Origin of the sequence: Brucella cytisi, from assembly GCF_038433355.1 — a bacterium.
In the GTDB taxonomy this organism is placed as follows: Bacteria; Pseudomonadota; Alphaproteobacteria; order Rhizobiales; family Rhizobiaceae; genus Brucella; species Brucella cytisi.
The window spans coordinates 138,226-153,552 of sequence record NZ_JBCAUP010000008.1 but is presented as its reverse complement, the minus strand read 5'-3'; the positions used below and the strand labels follow the sequence as shown (position 1 = coordinate 153,552).

The following is a 15,327-nucleotide window of genomic DNA, read 5'->3' as shown; positions in this document are numbered from 1 at the left end:
AAGCAGCTCGAAAGCAAATTCCAAATATTGTCGTAACTTTCTGAATTCAAAGGCAAAACGCATGAAACCGAAAATCTTCATTGATGGCGAACACGGCACCACCGGCTTGCAAATCCGTACCCGCCTGGCCGAGCGCGACGATCTTGAAGTGATCTCCATTCCGGAAGCCGAGCGGCGCAACAAGGACTTGCGCGCTGACTATCTGCGCGCTGCCGATATTGCCATTCTGTGCCTGCCAGACGATGCTTCCAAGGAAGCTGTTTCCTTGCTCGAAGGCCATAACTCGACCCGCATCATCGATACGTCGACCGCCCATCGCGTGCATCCGGACTGGGCCTATGGTTTCGCCGAATTGGCCAAGGGTCAGCGTGAACGTATCGCCGAGGCGCGCCTCGTCGCCAATCCAGGCTGCTATCCGACAGGTGCGATTGCACTTGTCCGTCCGCTGCGCGATGCGGGCTTGCTGCCTGCCGACTATCCGGTCAGCGTCAATGCCGTCTCCGGCTATACGGGCGGCGGCAAGCAGATGATTGCGCAGATGGAAGACAAGAACCATCCGGAGCATCTTGCCGCAAACAACTTCCTCTATGGCCTGTCGCTCAAACACAAGCACGTGCCGGAACTGCAGTTACATGGCCGTCTGGATCGCTGCCCGATCTTCAGCCCAAGTGTCGGGCGTTTCCCGCAGGGCATGATCGTACAGGCTCCCCTATTCCTAACCGAACTTGAGGGAACGCCATCGCTTGCAAAGATTCATTCCGCGCTGACCGATCACTATGCCGGTCAGGACATCGTAGAAGTCGTGCCGCTTGAAGAAAGCGCCGGACTGGCGCGCGTCGATGCGGAAGAACTTGCCGGCCAGGACGGCATGAGGCTTTTCGTCTTCGGTACTGAAGGCGATGGAAAGGTCAATCTGGTGGCGCTGCTCGACAATCTTGGCAAAGGTGCATCGGGCGCAGCCGTCCAGAACATGAACCTCATGCTTGGTAAAGCCTGATGACGAAGAAGCCGGTATTTCCCAACGAATGGAGTATCGGCTCCTATGAGCCTCTGGCAGATACGCATTCAAGCCTCGTCTGGAAGGTCAAACGCATCGACCATCCAGATGAGGTTTTTGTCATCAAGCAATTGAAACCAGCCGGAATGGAAGAGCTGCGCGGTGCGCATTATCTGGACTGGCAGGACGGTCATGGCGCGGCACGATTATACGGCCTCAAGGGTACATCGATGTTGCTCGAATATGCGGGCGACTATCATCTCGATGAACACCTGAAACGTGAGAAGGATACCGAATGTCTGCAGATATTCGGCGAAATTCTCAACGCTCTGCATACACCCTCTCCTGCCCCGATACCGGCTGACTTGCAGCCACTGGACAGGCATTTTTCCGGTCTCTTCGCTGTGACAAATGAAAGCACGGTCTATGCGGAAGGCACGACAATCGCAAAGCGTCTACTGGCAACGCCGCACGAGGCCATTCCACTGCATGGTGACATTCACCATGAAAACATCATCAAGGGACCGCGTGGCTGGCTCGCCATCGATCCACACGGGCTTGTTGGCGACGCAGCGTTCGATGCAGCCAATATCTTCTACAATCCGCTCGACCGGGATGATCTCTGCCTCGACCTTGAGCGCGCCCGGCTCATGGCTGAACATTTCGCGCCGATCATCGGGCGCGAACCGGCCTATATTCTGGATTATGCCTTTGCCTATGGCTGTCTCTCAGCCGCATGGCATCGTGAAGACGGTAACGACGCGGACGAAGCGCGGGAACTGAAGATCGCCTCCGCGCTCAAGCATTTGCGCCAAAGAACTTATCCCTCGTAAGCACCTTTGGTTGCGCGCCAGTGCGCAACTGCAAAAGCCAGCACGATCAACGCGAAGAACTGGTGTGTCAGGCCCAGATGCAATGGAACGCTCATCAGAAGCGTGGCGATGCCAATCGCTGCTTGCACCAAAATCAGCCCGAGAAGCACAATCGTGCGGCGCGCATGGGTGGTGCCGGATGCCTGCTTCCAGACCTGCAGGGAATGCAGGACGGCCAGAACCAGAATCGTATAGGCGAACATGCGGTGTACGAACTGCACTGTCTTCGGATTTTCGAACAGGTTGCGCCACCATGGCGACTGGATGAACAGGTCGGACGGGATGACGGCGCCATCCATCAGCGGCCATGTATTATAGGTCAGACCGGCATGAAGCCCCGCCACGAGACCACCCAGATATATCTGCACAAGTACAGCGAATACGATCCATCCGGCAAAGCGCTGGATTGATCGTTCCGCCGGTCGCTCGCTATAGGTAACGAGCCCTCGCGCGATATAGAAAACTGCCGTTATGATAACACAGGCTGTCGTCAGATGGATTGCGAGGCGGTACTGGCTGACGCTTGTCAGTTCACTCAGGCCTGAAGCGACCATCCACCAGCCAATCGCGCCCTGCAAACTGCCGAGCGCGAGCAGGCCCAACATGCGATATTTGAGGCCGCCCTTGAGACGCCCTGTCACCCAGAAAAAGGCCAACGGAACAGCAACCAGAAAACCGACAAAGCGGGCCAGCATACGGTGCGCCCATTCCCACCAGAAGATCGACTGAAACGCTTCAAGGGACATTCCCTTGTTAATCTGCTGGTATTGCGGAATCTGACGGTACTTGTCGAACTCCTCCAGCCATTCGGCGTGGTTAAGCGGCGGGATGACACCATGAATGGGCTTCCATTCGGTGATCGACAGACCCGATCCTGTCATGCGGGTCGCCCCACCGACCATGACGATGGCAATCAGCACGACGAACACCGCATAAAGCCAGTAACGCACAAGGCGGCGGTCGCGGTCCTCTTTCGATGACCTGAACCCCTGCCCTACACGCTGCGCCGTTGCTGCCGTCATGCCATTCACCCTTCGATATTGAGCCGAGGTGTCTGGACCAAAAAGCGTCAGGCTGTGGCGAAAATGGTGATTTTCAAGTACCGGAGCGGAGCGTACTCAAAGTACGTGAGCACCGGAACGCAGAAAATTGCCATTTGCAGACCGGCATGGCGAATTTTGGAACAGACACGAAGGGATACATGCCGCATAGGCGAACGCGTTACAAGTTGCCACCACGCGACATGCCGCCGCGTTTTTGCCCTTTCACTACCCCTTCTCACGCGCTAGTGATGTGCCGGGAAAAGGAGAACTGCGCCATGCCCGTTCGGCTGAAGAAACTGATCGGTACTTTTTTGCTAGTTTCGCTGGTCATCATCTATGCGGTGTTCGCGACCATTATCGCCGTGGCGCATCTCGCTGAATCGAGCGCCTGGGTGCATCTCGTCTATTTCTTCGTGACCGGTATTCTGTGGGTTCTGCCAGCTATGGGCATCATCTGGTGGATGGCGCAGCCACCGCGAAAAAAACAACATTAATCCCATTTGAGGATGCTGCAGATTATGGCGGGGGACGTTGCAGCACGCATTCTGACGGATTTCAAAGAGATTGGCCAATTCTGGAACGATGCTGCTGCCATTCATGGTGCGCCACAATCGTTCTTGTGGATCGATAGTTGGCGCGCAATCGTCAATGCCGACAGTTTCGTCGTCGGACTTTTTGACGGCAATGGTCCTATCCTGCTTGTGCCGCTGGAAGTCGTAAGCCAGAGCGGCGCGAAAATTGTGCGTTATCCCGGTGGAAACCACGCCAATTGCAATTTCCCCTGGCTGCGAAAGGAATATTGTGGCGTCGTCGGACGCGAGGCGGTCCGGCAATTGATAGAGACGATCCGCAAAGCACGATCCGATATCGATGCGCTGTCACTGACACGCCAGCTTTCGGAACTCCAAGGCACGGCCAATCCGCTGCTTACTCTCGGAATGGAGCCCAACCCAAATCCGGTTCTCGCCGCCTCGCTTGATGGCGGCTTCGATGCGGTGCTTGATTACGCCAATCGCAAGCGAAAACTAAAAAAGCATCGCCAGCACAGTCGTCGCTACGAGGAAAGCGGTGGCTGGAGAATTGCCGGGCCTCAGAATCGCACGGAGGCAGACAATATTCTCGATCTCTATTTTGCGATGAAGGCACAGCGCTTCCGGAAGATGGGAATCCGTGATCCTTTCGCCGATGAGAATGTGCGTAATTTCTTCAAAACTCTATTCGGCGAAGAATTGGCAAAAAGTCAGGAACTGAACGAACTGCGCTTTCTCGAAGTTGGTGGGACCGTGCGCTCGATCATCGGAAAGCAGTTTGGCGATACGGGCTCGACCGTGGAATTCGCCGCAATCGCAGAAGACGAGTTGACGACGGCTAGTCCGGGTGAATTTCTCTTCTTCGAGGATATCAGCCGCAGTTGCGACGAAGGTCGCTCAATCTACAGTTTCGGTATTGGTGATGAGCCGTACAAGCGCGAATGGTGCGACATCGAACGCACGATCTATGACACGCTGGTACCACTGTCTGCCAGGGGCAAACTTTTTACGACGCTGCAATCAGCCCGCGATGCGATTGCCGGAAGTCTCAAGCGCAACCCGCGTCTTTGGAGCCTGACCAAGACGCTGCGCAGCAGGTTCGCAAAAAGGTAGAGAGTGTTAGCAATCTGATTCAGGAACGCCACCTAAAGCACTGTTACAGAATCAGATTCAACAATCAGGCAGTTTCGTCCATCAGAATGACGACGTCTTCATAACCACCCTGATCGAGATCGAGAGCAGCAAGCGCAACGCCCTTATCGTCTGGGTCAACAATGCTCATCACCACGGAAGCAGGTCCATCGGCGATGCGTCGAATCTGTTCCGAAGATGACGGACCGCATTCCACCACAACGAAATCATAGACCGTTTCCAGCGCATCCAGAATGAGCGGCAACCGGTCGGCCGAACGCATGGCAATTTCGGGATCTGCCTCGCCCAGCGGGACTACATGCGCCTGCGAGAACCGGTCACTGTGGATGACCTCGTTGAAGCGACGCTCACCGGTCAAAAGCTCAGTAATGCCGGGCAGATGCGTACCGTCCAGCATGGCAAGCCCAACGGTTCCCTGCGCGGTCATGTCCACGAGAATCGCGCGTTTGCCACGGTCGGCGAATTCACGCAGCAGACGCACTGTTCCCGCTGACGCTTTATCTCCCTCGGGAGAAACGACCACAATACGTTTCAGCTTTCCGCTAACTAGCAGATCGGCAACCGCCTCTACACCGTTGGGATTGCGCGGTGTCGTCTCACGCTGTTTGGACATCGGAAACTCCTCCACGGATTTCCTTGTTTCGGAAACCTGCGGCTTCGCCGCAAACGGCATAGTCCATGAACGGTGTGGCGCCGCGATTGTTTCCTCGGAAACGTTATCAAGACGTTCGGATCTCGACGGCGGCACGGCAGCGGCTTTCGCGGCGGCAGCAATAACCGGCATTTCAATTTCTTCGACCGCTGCAACCCTTTGGCCATCCGCCGTCACGAATGCACGCCCACTGAACAATTCACGCAGGAGAACAAAAATCGACAGCAAGAGCAGGCCAGCCGCAAAAGTTGAACCGACAATCGGTAATATCATCGGATAGTAGGGCACTGCGGGTGCTTCGGCGGATGAAAAAACTCGGGCATCAACCGGCACATAATTCCGGTCGGTACGCGACGCGGCTTCGCGATAGCGCGTCAGATAGGTTTCCAGCAGCTGGCGTTGCGCCGTTGCTTCGCGCTCCAATGCGCGCAATTCAACTTCCTGATCGCCTGCTTGCGCCGCCTGTGCCTTCACGCGGTTAAGTTCACGATTGAGTTCGTCCTCGCGAAGCTTTGCCGCTGAAACTTCATTATCAAGGCTTGCTACGAGCTTGCGGCCTTCAATCCTGATCTGCTGGTCGAGATCGGCGAGCTGCGAGCGTAGTGCCTTGATGCGGGGATGGCCTTCGAGAAGTGTCGTAGAAAGATCGGCGATCTGGGCGTTGACCTGAATGCGTCTTTCGGCAAGGCGCTGCATCATGCCGGAAGCGACAACGTCCGGCAGCGTATCGATGGGCGCGCCGGAAGCCAGCGACTTACGAATGCTTTCCGCCTTGGCTTCTGCTGAAGCGCGGCTGGTGCGAACCCGTGTGAGTTCGGTCGATACTTCCGAGAGCTGTTGTGTTGCAATGGTGCTGTTGCTCTGCCCGATCAGTAGCCCACGCGAAGCGCGGTAATCCGCAACCTTCTTTTCCGCATCGCGAACGCGGTTGCGCAGGTCGTCAATTTCGGGTGCGAGCCAGCCGGTGGCGTCGTCATTCGACTCCAGCTTCGCGGCCTGCTGAAACATGATGTATTGATTGGCCAGTGCATTGGCGACGTTCTTGGCCGTCTCAGGACTTGCCGAATTATATTGCACCGCGATGACGCGCGAAGCGCTTACGGCAAAAACCTGCATGTTCTTGCGAAGCTTCTGTAGAACGCGCTCTTCCGGCGTCAGCCGCGCGGGATCGGTGCGCATGCCGAGCAGGATGAGAACGCGGGTCCACGGCTTCACTTCCGTCGTCGTGAAGGCTTCGTTACTGGTCAGCTTGAGTTCGTCAGAAACTTTCTTGAGAAGATCGCCGGAGGAGAACACCTCGACCTGGCTCTTCACACCTTCGGCGTCGAAGACAGGTCTCTCGGCCGCTGTCTCGCCATTAGGGCGGGTATAGATGGATTCGCGGGCCTCGATCATGATGCGCGCTTCAGCGCGATAATCCGGTGTCAGAAGAAGGCAGATGGCCCATGCGGCTGCCGCCATGAGAAGCGCGCCAACGACAATGAACAGCCCGTGGCGGCGCAAGCTGGAGAACAGCGCGCCGATATCAATATCTGCGTCCCTTGATAACGGATCGACTTCTGCCATTCCCCATTCTCCATGGACTTCGCGAGTGCGCTTGCGCGCGTGATCGCTCTCGCCCGCGTGGGGTAATGCACCCCCGAATCTGGCCGGAAGGTAAAGGAACAAGGTAACCAGAGGGTTAAGCAGGATAAGTTCCGAACAGTGGACGAGCCACAAAGATTTTGCGCCGAACCCTGTCTTCTTTACCAGCCATTAACCCTAATCAATCGATAACGCTTGCAACCGATATTCGTAATCGCGCTGTCAGTACCGCGTCGATTGCGTTCGTAAGAAATATTGCTTTTCGGAAGAACCGAGGCGGAAGATGACGGCGAAGACAATTCATAACAAGCGCAAAGGCCACGCTATGCTCGTGGCGCTGGGCCTTGCCGCCATGACGCTTTCCGCCTGCTCCAGCTATCGCCCTGCCCCGCCTGCTTTCCACGAAGCGCTGAACCAGCCTTATATGCTGGATGCAGGTGATCGCGTGCGCATCACGGTTTTCGAGCAGCCGAGCCTTACAAACACCTATAGCGTCGATCAGGCTGGCTATATCGCTTTCCCGCTCGTCGGCAGCATTCCGGCACGCGGCAAGACGTCCAAGCAGCTTGAAGGCATCATCGCATCCAAATTACGCGGCGGCTATTTGCGTGATCCTGACGTGAGTGCGGAAATCGACCGCTATCGCCCGATCTTTGTGATGGGTGAAGTCGGCGCCGCTGGCCAGTATTCCTACGTTCCGGGCATGACCGCGCAAAAGGCAATCGCCGCTGCAGGCGGTTTCAGCCCACGTGCCAATCAGGAGAATGTCGACATCACGCGCCAGTTCAACGGAAAGGTTCTGACTGGCCGCGTGCTGATTTCCGATCCTATCCTTCCGGGCGACACGATCTACGTACGCGAACGTCTGTTCTGATGGCGATTGATGGCTGATGACACCAATGCCTCCCCACTGCGTATCGTCCACTGTTTCCGCGAACCAACCGGCGGCCTCTTCCGCCATGTTCGCGATCTCGTGGGCCTGCAGGCAAAAAAGGGTCACGCAGTCGGCATCGTCTGCGATGCAACCACCGGTGGCCCGCGCGAAGACGCGCTTCTGGAAGAATTACGGCCCAAGCTCGCGCTCGGCCTTCATCGCATTGCCATGCAGCGCCACATCGGACTTGGCGACGCAGCAGCAGCCTACAAAGCATATCGCATCATCAAGAAATTGCGACCGGACATATTGCACGGACATGGCGCCAAAGGCGGCGTCTATGCACGTTTGTTCGGCTCAGTCTTACGGGTTTTTAGGTCTCGCGTAGCCCGTATCTATTCACCGCATGGCGGTAGCCTGCATTTCGACCGGAAGACGCGCCGCGGCGGCGCCGTCTTTCTGGTCGAGAGAATGCTGGCTCCGATGACCGATGCAGTGATGTTCGTTTCCAACTTCGAAAAGCGTATCTACGAAGAAAAGGTAGGGCGGCCCTATGGCCTTCATGCCGTCGTTTATAACGGCTTGGCCGAAGACGAGTTCATACCCGTTGCCGACGCAGCCAATGCGAGCGATTTTCTTTTCGTTGGCACGATGCGTGAATTGAAGGGTCCGGACCTCCTGATCCGCGCCTTGGTCCGTTTGCGCGAACGGCACAACCACATTTTCACCGCAACGATGGTGGGAGACGGTGCAGAAAAGCCCGGCTTTATAGCCCTAGCAGAGGAACTCGGAGTTTCCGCACAAATCCGCTTCCTGCCCGGAATGGGTGCCCGAGAAGCCTTTGCTTTGGGGCAGATAATGGTAGTTCCATCGCGCGCCGAAGCATTTCCCTATATTGTGTTGGAAGCGCTCGCCGCCGGCAAACCCGTCATCGCCTGTAATGTCGGCGGCATTCCCGAAGTGTTTGGACCTCGCTCCTCGGCGCTGGTGGAACCCGAGGAGGAGAAACTTGCGAACAGGATGCTGGACGCTGCAGACGATCTCACAACGTTTCGCACCGCTATGCCAGATGCGAAACGGCTGCATGAGCGTTTCAGCCAGCAATCCATGGCACACTCGATCGAGACGATCTATTACGAAGCACACCCGGATCCGGCCGTCCCGGAAGACTGACGGATACTCCCCCTCAGCCCACCATAGCAGCGAAGGGTTCGGACGCCGATACCGACAGCTCGAACTGTGACCGAAACCCACCCCGCGCCGCAAAATAGATATAATGGAACGCATCGGCACGCCCGCCGATGAGTGAGATGTCTTCACGTTGCCATTCCCAAGGCAGCATGTCGAGCTTGTCTTCGAACGGCTCTGATATGGTTGCCGACCAGAACGCGGCGATGCCATTTGGCTTCAGCGCCCGTTTCACTTGTTTCAGACCATCGTCTTCATAGATAGCTCCGTTGGCCGCGCGAACTGTAAAGTCCGGCCCATTATCCGTATCCATCAATATGGCATCGTAGCGACCCGGTTCGGCACGAAGAACATCCATCACGTCAGCGACCCGAACATCGACACGCGGATCGTTCAACGGATGGTCGGCCAGATGACCGATATGGGTCCGGTTCCACTCCACGATCTCCGGAACGAGCTCACACACCGTCACCCTGGCATCGGGGCAGAGCAGATCAAGTGCTGCCCGAAGCGTGAAGCCCATACCGAGCCCGCCGATAAGCATATGCGATACCTGCAGCCCGTGCAGGCGAAGCGACCGTTCAGCCAGCACGGTCTCGGATTGGAAATTGACGTTCGACATCAACTCCTGGCCATTGTAGCGGATTTCGTAGATGTGATCGCGTTTTCGCAAAAAAATTTCATCGCCGGCACGATTGCCCGCTCTAGCCAGTTCGGCCCAGATAGTCATGATCAACCCTAGAGCACCCTCCGAAACGCTCAAAAGCGGATCGGATAAAAGCGCATTAAAACAAACAGTTAATACGATCTCGAAAGATCGCCGCGTGAATTGCTCTCATCAGGAATTTTTTTGGGTCGCTGTGCGGTCAGGCGCGCAGCAACCCCACGACATCGTCTGATCTGGTGCCGATCAGGAGTGGAAACAGAGCTGGTCTGTTGGCGGCAACATTTGCCGAACAGTTCGATGGCAAAATGCCGCTTGCAGCTTTATCTTCCAACGGTTTCATATCACCGTCCTAGGCAATATAATAAGACAAGGCAAGCCTTGACTGGCGACAACGGGCGTGTATTGGCTCCGGCGGCCAATGCTGTAGCAGTGCGAACAGAAATCATGTTATTTTAGCCGTTACTAACAGTAACAGCTTTCAACGAGTATTTAATTGAGTGTTTACCTAAGTCAAAAGCTTGTCACGCGGCATTTATATTCTGCTTAGGATTCTCGGTCTAATTACTACGCTAACATTTTACGATCAGGGGCAATGTTGTGCGAGATAATGATGCGCTTTCTCCTTTTGGCCGCAAAGCCATCGAAGCCAGCAGCAAGCAGGAGTCCGGACAAGATTCCAATCTAAAAGGTCAGGTGAAGCTTAGCCCACTGGCGCGACAGATGGCCGAACAATATCAGCACGATACGTTTTCGCCGCTGATGTTGAGCGGCGTCATGCGCATGGTGGAGTTCGGACTTGTCTTTTTCTCAGGCATTCTGAGCTTTCTGCTTTACGTCGGTATCCGCACGCACCTGGTCTTCTATTACCCCCTCATCATGGTGGTCGGCGGCGCGCTTTTTGTCCTGCTGATGGAAATCAACGACGGTTACCAGATCAATATACTGCGTAGTCCCGGTCGCTATCTGCGGCGGCTTTTCATAAGTTGGGCAGCTGTGCTTGGCACCCTTGCCATTACCGGTTTTCTGCTGAAAGCTTCATCCGATTTTTCTCGCGGCTGGTTTCTTTATTGGGCGCTCAGTGCCTGTGTGCTGCTTTTAATTGCCCGCATCTTCGTTGCATGGAAAATCAAGCGCTGGGCACGCAACGGCACGATGGAACGCCGCGCCGTCATCGTCGGCGGCGGCCCCAATGCGGAAGCGCTTATCCGTTCGCTCGAGCAACAGCCCGACAACGATATCCGTATCTGCGGCATCTTCGATGACCGCGACGACAAGCGCTCTCCCCCCATCGTTGCTGGCTATCCCAAGCTTGGCAATATCAACGAACTGATCGAATTTGCCCGTATCGCTCACATCGACATGCTGATCGTGTCGCTGCCCATCACCGCTGAGGCACGCGTGCTGGCTCTGTTGAAGAAGCTCTGGGTTCTCCCGGTCGATATCCGGCTGTCAGCGCTCAACAACCACCTGCGCTTCCGCCCACGCTCCTACTCCTATGTCGGCACGGTGCCGATGCTGGATATTTTCGACAAGCCCATCAACGATTGGGATTCTGTTGCCAAACGCATCTTCGATGTTGCCTTCAGCATTGTTGGCATCGTTCTTCTGTCGCCGATCATGATCGGCACGGCGATTGCCATCAAGCTGGACAGCAAGGGTCCCGTAATTTTCAAGCAGAAGCGGCATGGCTTCAATAACGAAGTCATCAATGTCTGGAAATTCCGGTCCATGTACACCGAGATGTGCGACCCTACCGCCAAGCAGGCCGTTACCAAGGATGACCCTCGCGTCACCCGCGTCGGACGCTTCATTCGTAAAGCCTCGATCGATGAGTTGCCCCAGTTCTTCAATGTTCTCGCCGGGTCCCTGTCGCTCGTAGGCCCGCGCCCGCATGCGGTCGCCGCCCATTCGCACAACGTGCTCTATAATGAGGTGGTCGATGGCTATTTCGCGCGTCACCGCGTCAAGCCAGGCGTCACCGGCTGGGCGCAGATCAATGGCTGGCGCGGCGAAATCGACAATGAAAACAAGATCCGCATGCGTACAGAGTTCGATCTGTATTATATCGAAAACTGGTCACTCTGGCTCGATCTCAGAATCCTGTTCCTGACACCGATACGGCTTCTCAATACGGAAAATGCCTATTGACCGGCGTGACGCAACGGTTTGACGGCAATCCGCGTCCAGCCCTGATGCTGCCGGCAGATATGGCGTGCAAACGCGCGCTCAACCGCCTCATCGCCAATATCGCAATCGGCTTCGGCGTCTTTCTACTCGGCTTCGTGATGAGCGAGCCTGCGCCTTATGAGCTCTATATGGTCGCCCTGATTGCTCTGGCACTATTGTTCGGATTGCGGCTGACAAGCACAAGTCTAGTGCTGCTGGCCCTGTTCACCGTGTTCAATTTCGGTGGTATGATTTCAGTCATGCAGATGGCTGACGTCAAGAAAGCCCCGCTTTATATCGCCGTCTCGCTGTTTCTGGCTTTCACATCGGTATTCTTCGCCGCCGTCATCGAAGGTGACCACCGGCGTCTGAAGACCATCTTCAATGCCTATCTTCTTGTCAGTGTGCCTTCTTCCGTCCTTGGCATTGCAGGTTATCTTGGCCTATTCCCGGGCGCTGAAATCTTCACGCGCTATGGGCGGGCGCAGGGTGCATTTCAGGACCCCAATGTCTACGGACCTTTCCTGATACTGCCACTGACCTGGACGCTCTATCGCATCATGCGCGGGGGCATTCGCGATATGGCCGTCTATCTGCCTTTCTGCTGCCTGCTGATGCTCGGCGTTCTGCTGTCCTTCTCACGCGCAGCCTGGGCGATGGTTCCTCTCTCCTTCGCCATTCTGTTCGGCGTCCTTTTTCTGCAAAGTCACAGCAATCGTTTTCGGCTACGCTTGATGGTAATTGGTCTACTTGCAGTAGTAACAATTATTCTCGCGATCCTCATTATTCTGCAAATCCCCGGCGTCGGCGATTTTGTCCGTGAGCGTGCGCGCCTCGAACAAAGCTATGACAGCGCAAGACTGGGGCGCTTTGCGCGGCACTGGCTTGGAATGATCCTCGCTACACAGCATCCGCTTGGCATCGGTCCGCTCGAATTTGGTCCGATGTTCGGCGAGGATACGCATAATATCTGGCTCAAAGCCGTACTCGACTATGGTTGGATCGGCTTCATAGCCTTTCTGATGCTGACATTCCTGACGCTCGGGATCGGTTGCAAGCTTCTGTTTCGCAATCGCCCCTGGCAGCCTTATCTTCTGGTCGCCTATGCAACCTATCTCGGGCATGTCCTGATCGGCAATGTCATCGATACCGATCACTGGCGCCACTTTTATCTGCTATTCGGAATCATCTGGGGTTGTGCAGGGCTGGAATACAAGTATCAGCTTTCGCTCAAACTCAGAGAACGCTCAGGAGAGCAGAATCTTGCAATTCGCGATATACGCCGCAGCAGCCCTCTTTGAAATTGCCGGATGCTTCGCCTTCTGGGCATGGTTGAAGCTCGACAAATCGGCCCTTTGGCTGGCACCGGGCATGGTGAGCCTTGCATTGTTCGCTTATCTGCTCACCCTGATTGAAAGCAATGTTGCCGGTCGCGCTTATGCTGCTTATGGTGGCATCTACATCACCGCATCAATTTTGTGGATCTGGTTTGCCGAAGGAGCACGCCCCGATCGCTGGGATGTGGTCGGCGCATGCATCGCTTTCGCCGGTACATGTATCATCCTTTTCGCGCCGCGATCCTGAGCCCCGAAGCGATGCAAGAATGTTATGTGCAATTTGCCAGTTTCAAGAAATTATCCCTTGCGTGCCAAGTCGTTATAATCTACGGCTGTCCCCGGCTCGGAGCGTAGCGCAGCCCGGTAGCGCACTTGACTGGGGGTCAAGGGGTCGTGGGTTCGAATCCCGCCGCTCCGACCATTTTTCTTCCCCAAACCTTTATTTTCATACGATCTTTCCTTTGCGCAGAACGTGCAAATCGGATTAGCTTCCCCATGAATCGCATGGAGGAGAGCATGAAGAACGCCCTGATCACCGGTGGCAGTCGTGGCATCGGTCGCGCCATCGTTCTGCACAGCGCGGCGCAAGGCTGGTCTGTGGCCTTGAACTATGCGGGGAACGAACAAGCAGCTCAGCAAACTGTGACCGAAGCAGCGAAGCTTGGCGCGCAGGCGCTGGCAATCCGGGGCGACATATCCAGCGAAAAGGACGTGATCGCCATGTTCGACAAGGCGGAGGCTGATCTGGGTCCGCTGAAAGGCGTCGTCTTGAACGCCGGTATCGTTGCTCAGACCATGCCGCTTGCAGACATGAGCGCTGATCGTCTGAAAATGATGTTCGACGTGAATGTTTACGGTACCTATCTATGCGCGCGCGAAGCTGCACGCCGCTTAGAGCCGGACAGCGCCATCATCATCGTCTCATCAATGGCATCGCGACTTGGGTCGCCGTTTGAATATGTGGATTATGCCGGAGCGAAAGGTGCACTCGATACGCTGACCACCGGTCTCTCAAAAGAGCTCGCACCGAAAGGCATTCGCGTCAATGCCGTGCGTCCAGGCCTGATCGATACCGAAATCCATGCCAGTGGCGGCAATCCTGATCGCGCGGCGAGGTTGGGCGCCGGTACACCTGTCGGACGCGCCGGCAAGGCAGAGGAAGTCGCGGAAGCCATTTTCTGGTTGCTCAACGACGCCCCCGCCTATGTGACCGGAACTTTCATCGACGTTGCCGGTGGGCGATAGAGCAGACTCTGGTTCTATTTCTCGCGCAACTGATATGTTTCCGCGACGTAGCGATAGCCCTCGCCTTCCCGCTTGAGATAGGCCAGCGCCGGAAACGGCATATGATAGCCGATGAACGATAGCCTGTCGGTCGCGATCATGTCGAACATGCGTTTGCGGGTCTGGGCGGCAGCATCCTTGTCGATATCGAAGGAAACGTGCCATTCGGGTCGCTGCAACGTAATCACGAAATGGTTCGCCGTATCCGAGACCAGCATCAGCGACTTGCTAGTCGTTTCAACGCGGAAAGCCAGATGGCCCGGCGTGTGGCCATAAGCGGCCACCGAATGAATTCCGGAAACGACCTCGCTATCATCGCCCAGGAAAGCCATCTTCTCCGCGAGAGGCTTGACGTTTTTGGTCACCATTTCAGCAACGGTCTTGGCGGGACTGTCGAGCCGCGCGGGATCGGTCCAGAAGTCGAATTCCTTTTGCCCGGTGGCGTAGCGCGCATTGGCGAAGACTGGCTTGCCGTCTTCCATCAATCCGCCGATGTGATCGGGATGGAAATGGCTTAGCACCACGAGCGACACATCGTCCGTCTTGTAGCCCGAGGCCTCAAGCGCGCTGGCCAGTTTGCCCAATCCTGCTTCGCGGGCACCTGCCCCCATGCCGGTGTCAAACAGGACAAGCTCCTTTCCTGTATTGATCAGCACTGGCGTGAAGCTGTTGACGAAGCGGTCGGCAGGCAGAAGATTTTCCTCAAGAAGTGCGGCGACCACTTTCGGGTCCTGATCGACCGCATATGTCTTTTCGGGCGCTTCACCTGCTCTGCGCCCATCGGAAAGCGTGGTGATCTCGAAATCACCAAACTGAAAGCGATGGAAGCCCGGATTTTCTAGCTGTGAAGGGGTTTGCACTTTGGGACTGCCTGTTTCGGCTGCCGCCCTGGTGAGCTCCAAAGGCGATAAAGCCAATCCGGCCCCGGCAGCAGATGCTGTAACAATGAAATTACGTCTTGAGATGGTCATCGATCGATCT

The 15,327-nt window shown here is 55.9% G+C and carries 15 protein-coding genes and 1 tRNA gene; 11 read left to right on the top strand and 5 right to left on the bottom strand.

The annotated features are described in order from the left end of the window. The first annotated feature begins 61 nt into the window (after positions 1 to 61). Complete coding sequence (gene argC / locus AAE521_RS10320; protein ID WP_071631821.1) at positions 62 to 997, top strand: N-acetyl-gamma-glutamyl-phosphate reductase; 936 nt, start codon at positions 62 to 64, stop codon at positions 995 to 997. Next, complete coding sequence (locus AAE521_RS10315; RefSeq protein ID WP_342061258.1) at positions 997 to 1,830, top strand: aminoglycoside phosphotransferase family protein; 834 nt, start codon at positions 997 to 999, stop codon at positions 1,828 to 1,830. The genes argC and AAE521_RS10315 overlap by 1 nt, the downstream gene beginning before the upstream one ends. On the opposite strand, the gene AAE521_RS10310 is transcribed toward AAE521_RS10315, so the two are convergent. Continuing rightward, on the bottom strand, positions 1,818 to 2,891 hold the full coding sequence (locus tag AAE521_RS10310; RefSeq protein WP_071631823.1) for a COX15/CtaA family protein: 1,074 nt from the start codon (positions 2,889 to 2,891) through the stop codon (positions 1,818 to 1,820). The two genes, AAE521_RS10315 and AAE521_RS10310, sit on opposite strands and share 13 nt — an antisense overlap. Before the next feature lie 296 nt (positions 2,892 to 3,187). Between AAE521_RS10310 and AAE521_RS10300 the strand changes: the two genes are divergently transcribed. After that, on the top strand, positions 3,188 to 3,406 hold the full coding sequence (locus tag AAE521_RS10300) for a DUF2842 domain-containing protein (protein ID WP_071631824.1): 219 nt from the start codon (positions 3,188 to 3,190) through the stop codon (positions 3,404 to 3,406). A gap of 24 nt (positions 3,407 to 3,430) precedes the next feature. Further along, positions 3,431 to 4,555 (top strand): GNAT family N-acetyltransferase, encoded by a 1,125-nt coding sequence (locus tag AAE521_RS10295; RefSeq protein WP_342061257.1) that lies wholly within the window; start codon positions 3,431 to 3,433, stop codon positions 4,553 to 4,555. Positions 4,556 to 4,619: 64 nt separating this feature from the next. Here AAE521_RS10295 and AAE521_RS10290 read toward each other — a convergent pair whose 3' ends face one another. Then, the gene (locus tag AAE521_RS10290; protein ID WP_342061256.1) at positions 4,620 to 6,812 is read right to left on the bottom strand and encodes a GumC family protein; all 2,193 of its coding nucleotides are present in this window, start codon (positions 6,810 to 6,812) and stop codon (positions 4,620 to 4,622) included. A 301-nt stretch (positions 6,813 to 7,113) separates the two neighbouring features. Here AAE521_RS10290 and AAE521_RS10285 point away from each other — a divergent pair, with 301 nt between their 5' ends. Next, positions 7,114 to 7,704: a polysaccharide biosynthesis/export family protein gene (locus AAE521_RS10285; RefSeq protein WP_071631826.1), complete on the top strand. Its 591-nt coding sequence runs from the start codon at positions 7,114 to 7,116 to the stop codon at positions 7,702 to 7,704. Positions 7,705 to 7,713: 9 nt separating this feature from the next. Continuing rightward, entirely contained in the window at positions 7,714 to 8,877 is a 1,164-nt protein-coding gene (locus tag AAE521_RS10280; RefSeq protein WP_342061255.1) for a glycosyltransferase, read from the top strand. Between the two features lie 13 nt (positions 8,878 to 8,890). Here AAE521_RS10280 and AAE521_RS10275 read toward each other — a convergent pair whose 3' ends face one another. Together AAE521_RS10275 and AAE521_RS10270 are read right to left on the bottom strand one after the other, a co-directional pair. Continuing rightward, positions 8,891 to 9,622 (bottom strand): spermidine synthase, encoded by a 732-nt coding sequence (locus tag AAE521_RS10275; RefSeq protein WP_071631828.1) that lies wholly within the window; start codon positions 9,620 to 9,622, stop codon positions 8,891 to 8,893. Between the two features lie 136 nt (positions 9,623 to 9,758). Then, positions 9,759 to 9,899, bottom strand: coding sequence for a hypothetical protein (locus tag AAE521_RS10270; RefSeq protein WP_167375536.1), 141 nt, complete (start codon positions 9,897 to 9,899; stop codon positions 9,759 to 9,761). 257 nt (positions 9,900 to 10,156) lie between these two features. Here AAE521_RS10270 and AAE521_RS10265 point away from each other — a divergent pair, with 257 nt between their 5' ends. From AAE521_RS10265 to AAE521_RS10245, 5 genes are all read left to right on the top strand, one after another. Beyond that, positions 10,157 to 11,707 (top strand): undecaprenyl-phosphate glucose phosphotransferase, encoded by a 1,551-nt coding sequence (locus AAE521_RS10265; RefSeq protein ID WP_342061254.1) that lies wholly within the window; start codon positions 10,157 to 10,159, stop codon positions 11,705 to 11,707. Beyond that, positions 11,704 to 13,026, top strand: a complete 1,323-nt coding sequence (locus AAE521_RS10260; RefSeq protein WP_342061253.1) for an O-antigen ligase family protein — start codon at positions 11,704 to 11,706, stop codon at positions 13,024 to 13,026. Before AAE521_RS10265 ends, AAE521_RS10260 begins: the two co-directional genes overlap by 4 nt. Next, entirely contained in the window at positions 12,989 to 13,309 is a 321-nt protein-coding gene (locus tag AAE521_RS10255; RefSeq protein WP_071631831.1) for a YnfA family protein, read from the top strand. The genes AAE521_RS10260 and AAE521_RS10255 overlap by 38 nt, the downstream gene beginning before the upstream one ends. A 97-nt stretch (positions 13,310 to 13,406) precedes the next feature. Next, positions 13,407 to 13,483: transfer RNA gene (locus AAE521_RS10250), tRNA-Pro, on the top strand. Positions 13,484 to 13,578: 95 nt separating this feature from the next. Next, entirely contained in the window at positions 13,579 to 14,307 is a 729-nt protein-coding gene (locus tag AAE521_RS10245; RefSeq protein WP_071631832.1) for an SDR family oxidoreductase, read from the top strand. Positions 14,308 to 14,321: 14 nt separating this feature from the next. Here AAE521_RS10245 and AAE521_RS10240 read toward each other — a convergent pair whose 3' ends face one another. Then, the gene (locus AAE521_RS10240) at positions 14,322 to 15,317 is read right to left on the bottom strand and encodes an MBL fold metallo-hydrolase (RefSeq protein ID WP_342061252.1); all 996 of its coding nucleotides are present in this window, start codon (positions 15,315 to 15,317) and stop codon (positions 14,322 to 14,324) included. Positions 15,318 to 15,327 lie beyond the last annotated feature (10 nt).

Excerpts from the sequence above, each read along its gene's own strand:
- AAE521_RS10310 (WP_071631823.1), bottom strand. The coding sequence starts at position 2,891 with ATGACGGCAGCAACGGCGCAGCGTGTAGGGCAGGGGTTCAGGTCATCG.
- AAE521_RS10290 (WP_342061256.1), bottom strand. The coding sequence starts at position 6,812 with ATGGCAGAAGTCGATCCGTTATCAAGGGACGCAGATATTGATATCGGC.
- AAE521_RS10295 (WP_342061257.1), top strand. The coding sequence starts at position 3,431 with ATGGCGGGGGACGTTGCAGCACGCATTCTGACGGATTTCAAAGAGATT.
- AAE521_RS10300 (WP_071631824.1), top strand. The coding sequence starts at position 3,188 with ATGCCCGTTCGGCTGAAGAAACTGATCGGTACTTTTTTGCTAGTTTCG.
- AAE521_RS10270 (WP_167375536.1), bottom strand. The coding sequence starts at position 9,899 with ATGAAACCGTTGGAAGATAAAGCTGCAAGCGGCATTTTGCCATCGAAC.
- AAE521_RS10285 (WP_071631826.1), top strand. The coding sequence starts at position 7,114 with ATGACGGCGAAGACAATTCATAACAAGCGCAAAGGCCACGCTATGCTC.
- argC (WP_071631821.1), top strand. The coding sequence starts at position 62 with ATGAAACCGAAAATCTTCATTGATGGCGAACACGGCACCACCGGCTTG.
- AAE521_RS10240 (WP_342061252.1), bottom strand. The coding sequence starts at position 15,317 with ATGACCATCTCAAGACGTAATTTCATTGTTACAGCATCTGCTGCCGGG.
- AAE521_RS10280 (WP_342061255.1), top strand. The coding sequence starts at position 7,714 with ATGGCTGATGACACCAATGCCTCCCCACTGCGTATCGTCCACTGTTTC.
- AAE521_RS10245 (WP_071631832.1), top strand. The coding sequence starts at position 13,579 with ATGAAGAACGCCCTGATCACCGGTGGCAGTCGTGGCATCGGTCGCGCC.
- AAE521_RS10275 (WP_071631828.1), bottom strand. The coding sequence starts at position 9,622 with ATGACTATCTGGGCCGAACTGGCTAGAGCGGGCAATCGTGCCGGCGAT.
- AAE521_RS10315 (WP_342061258.1), top strand. The coding sequence starts at position 997 with ATGACGAAGAAGCCGGTATTTCCCAACGAATGGAGTATCGGCTCCTAT.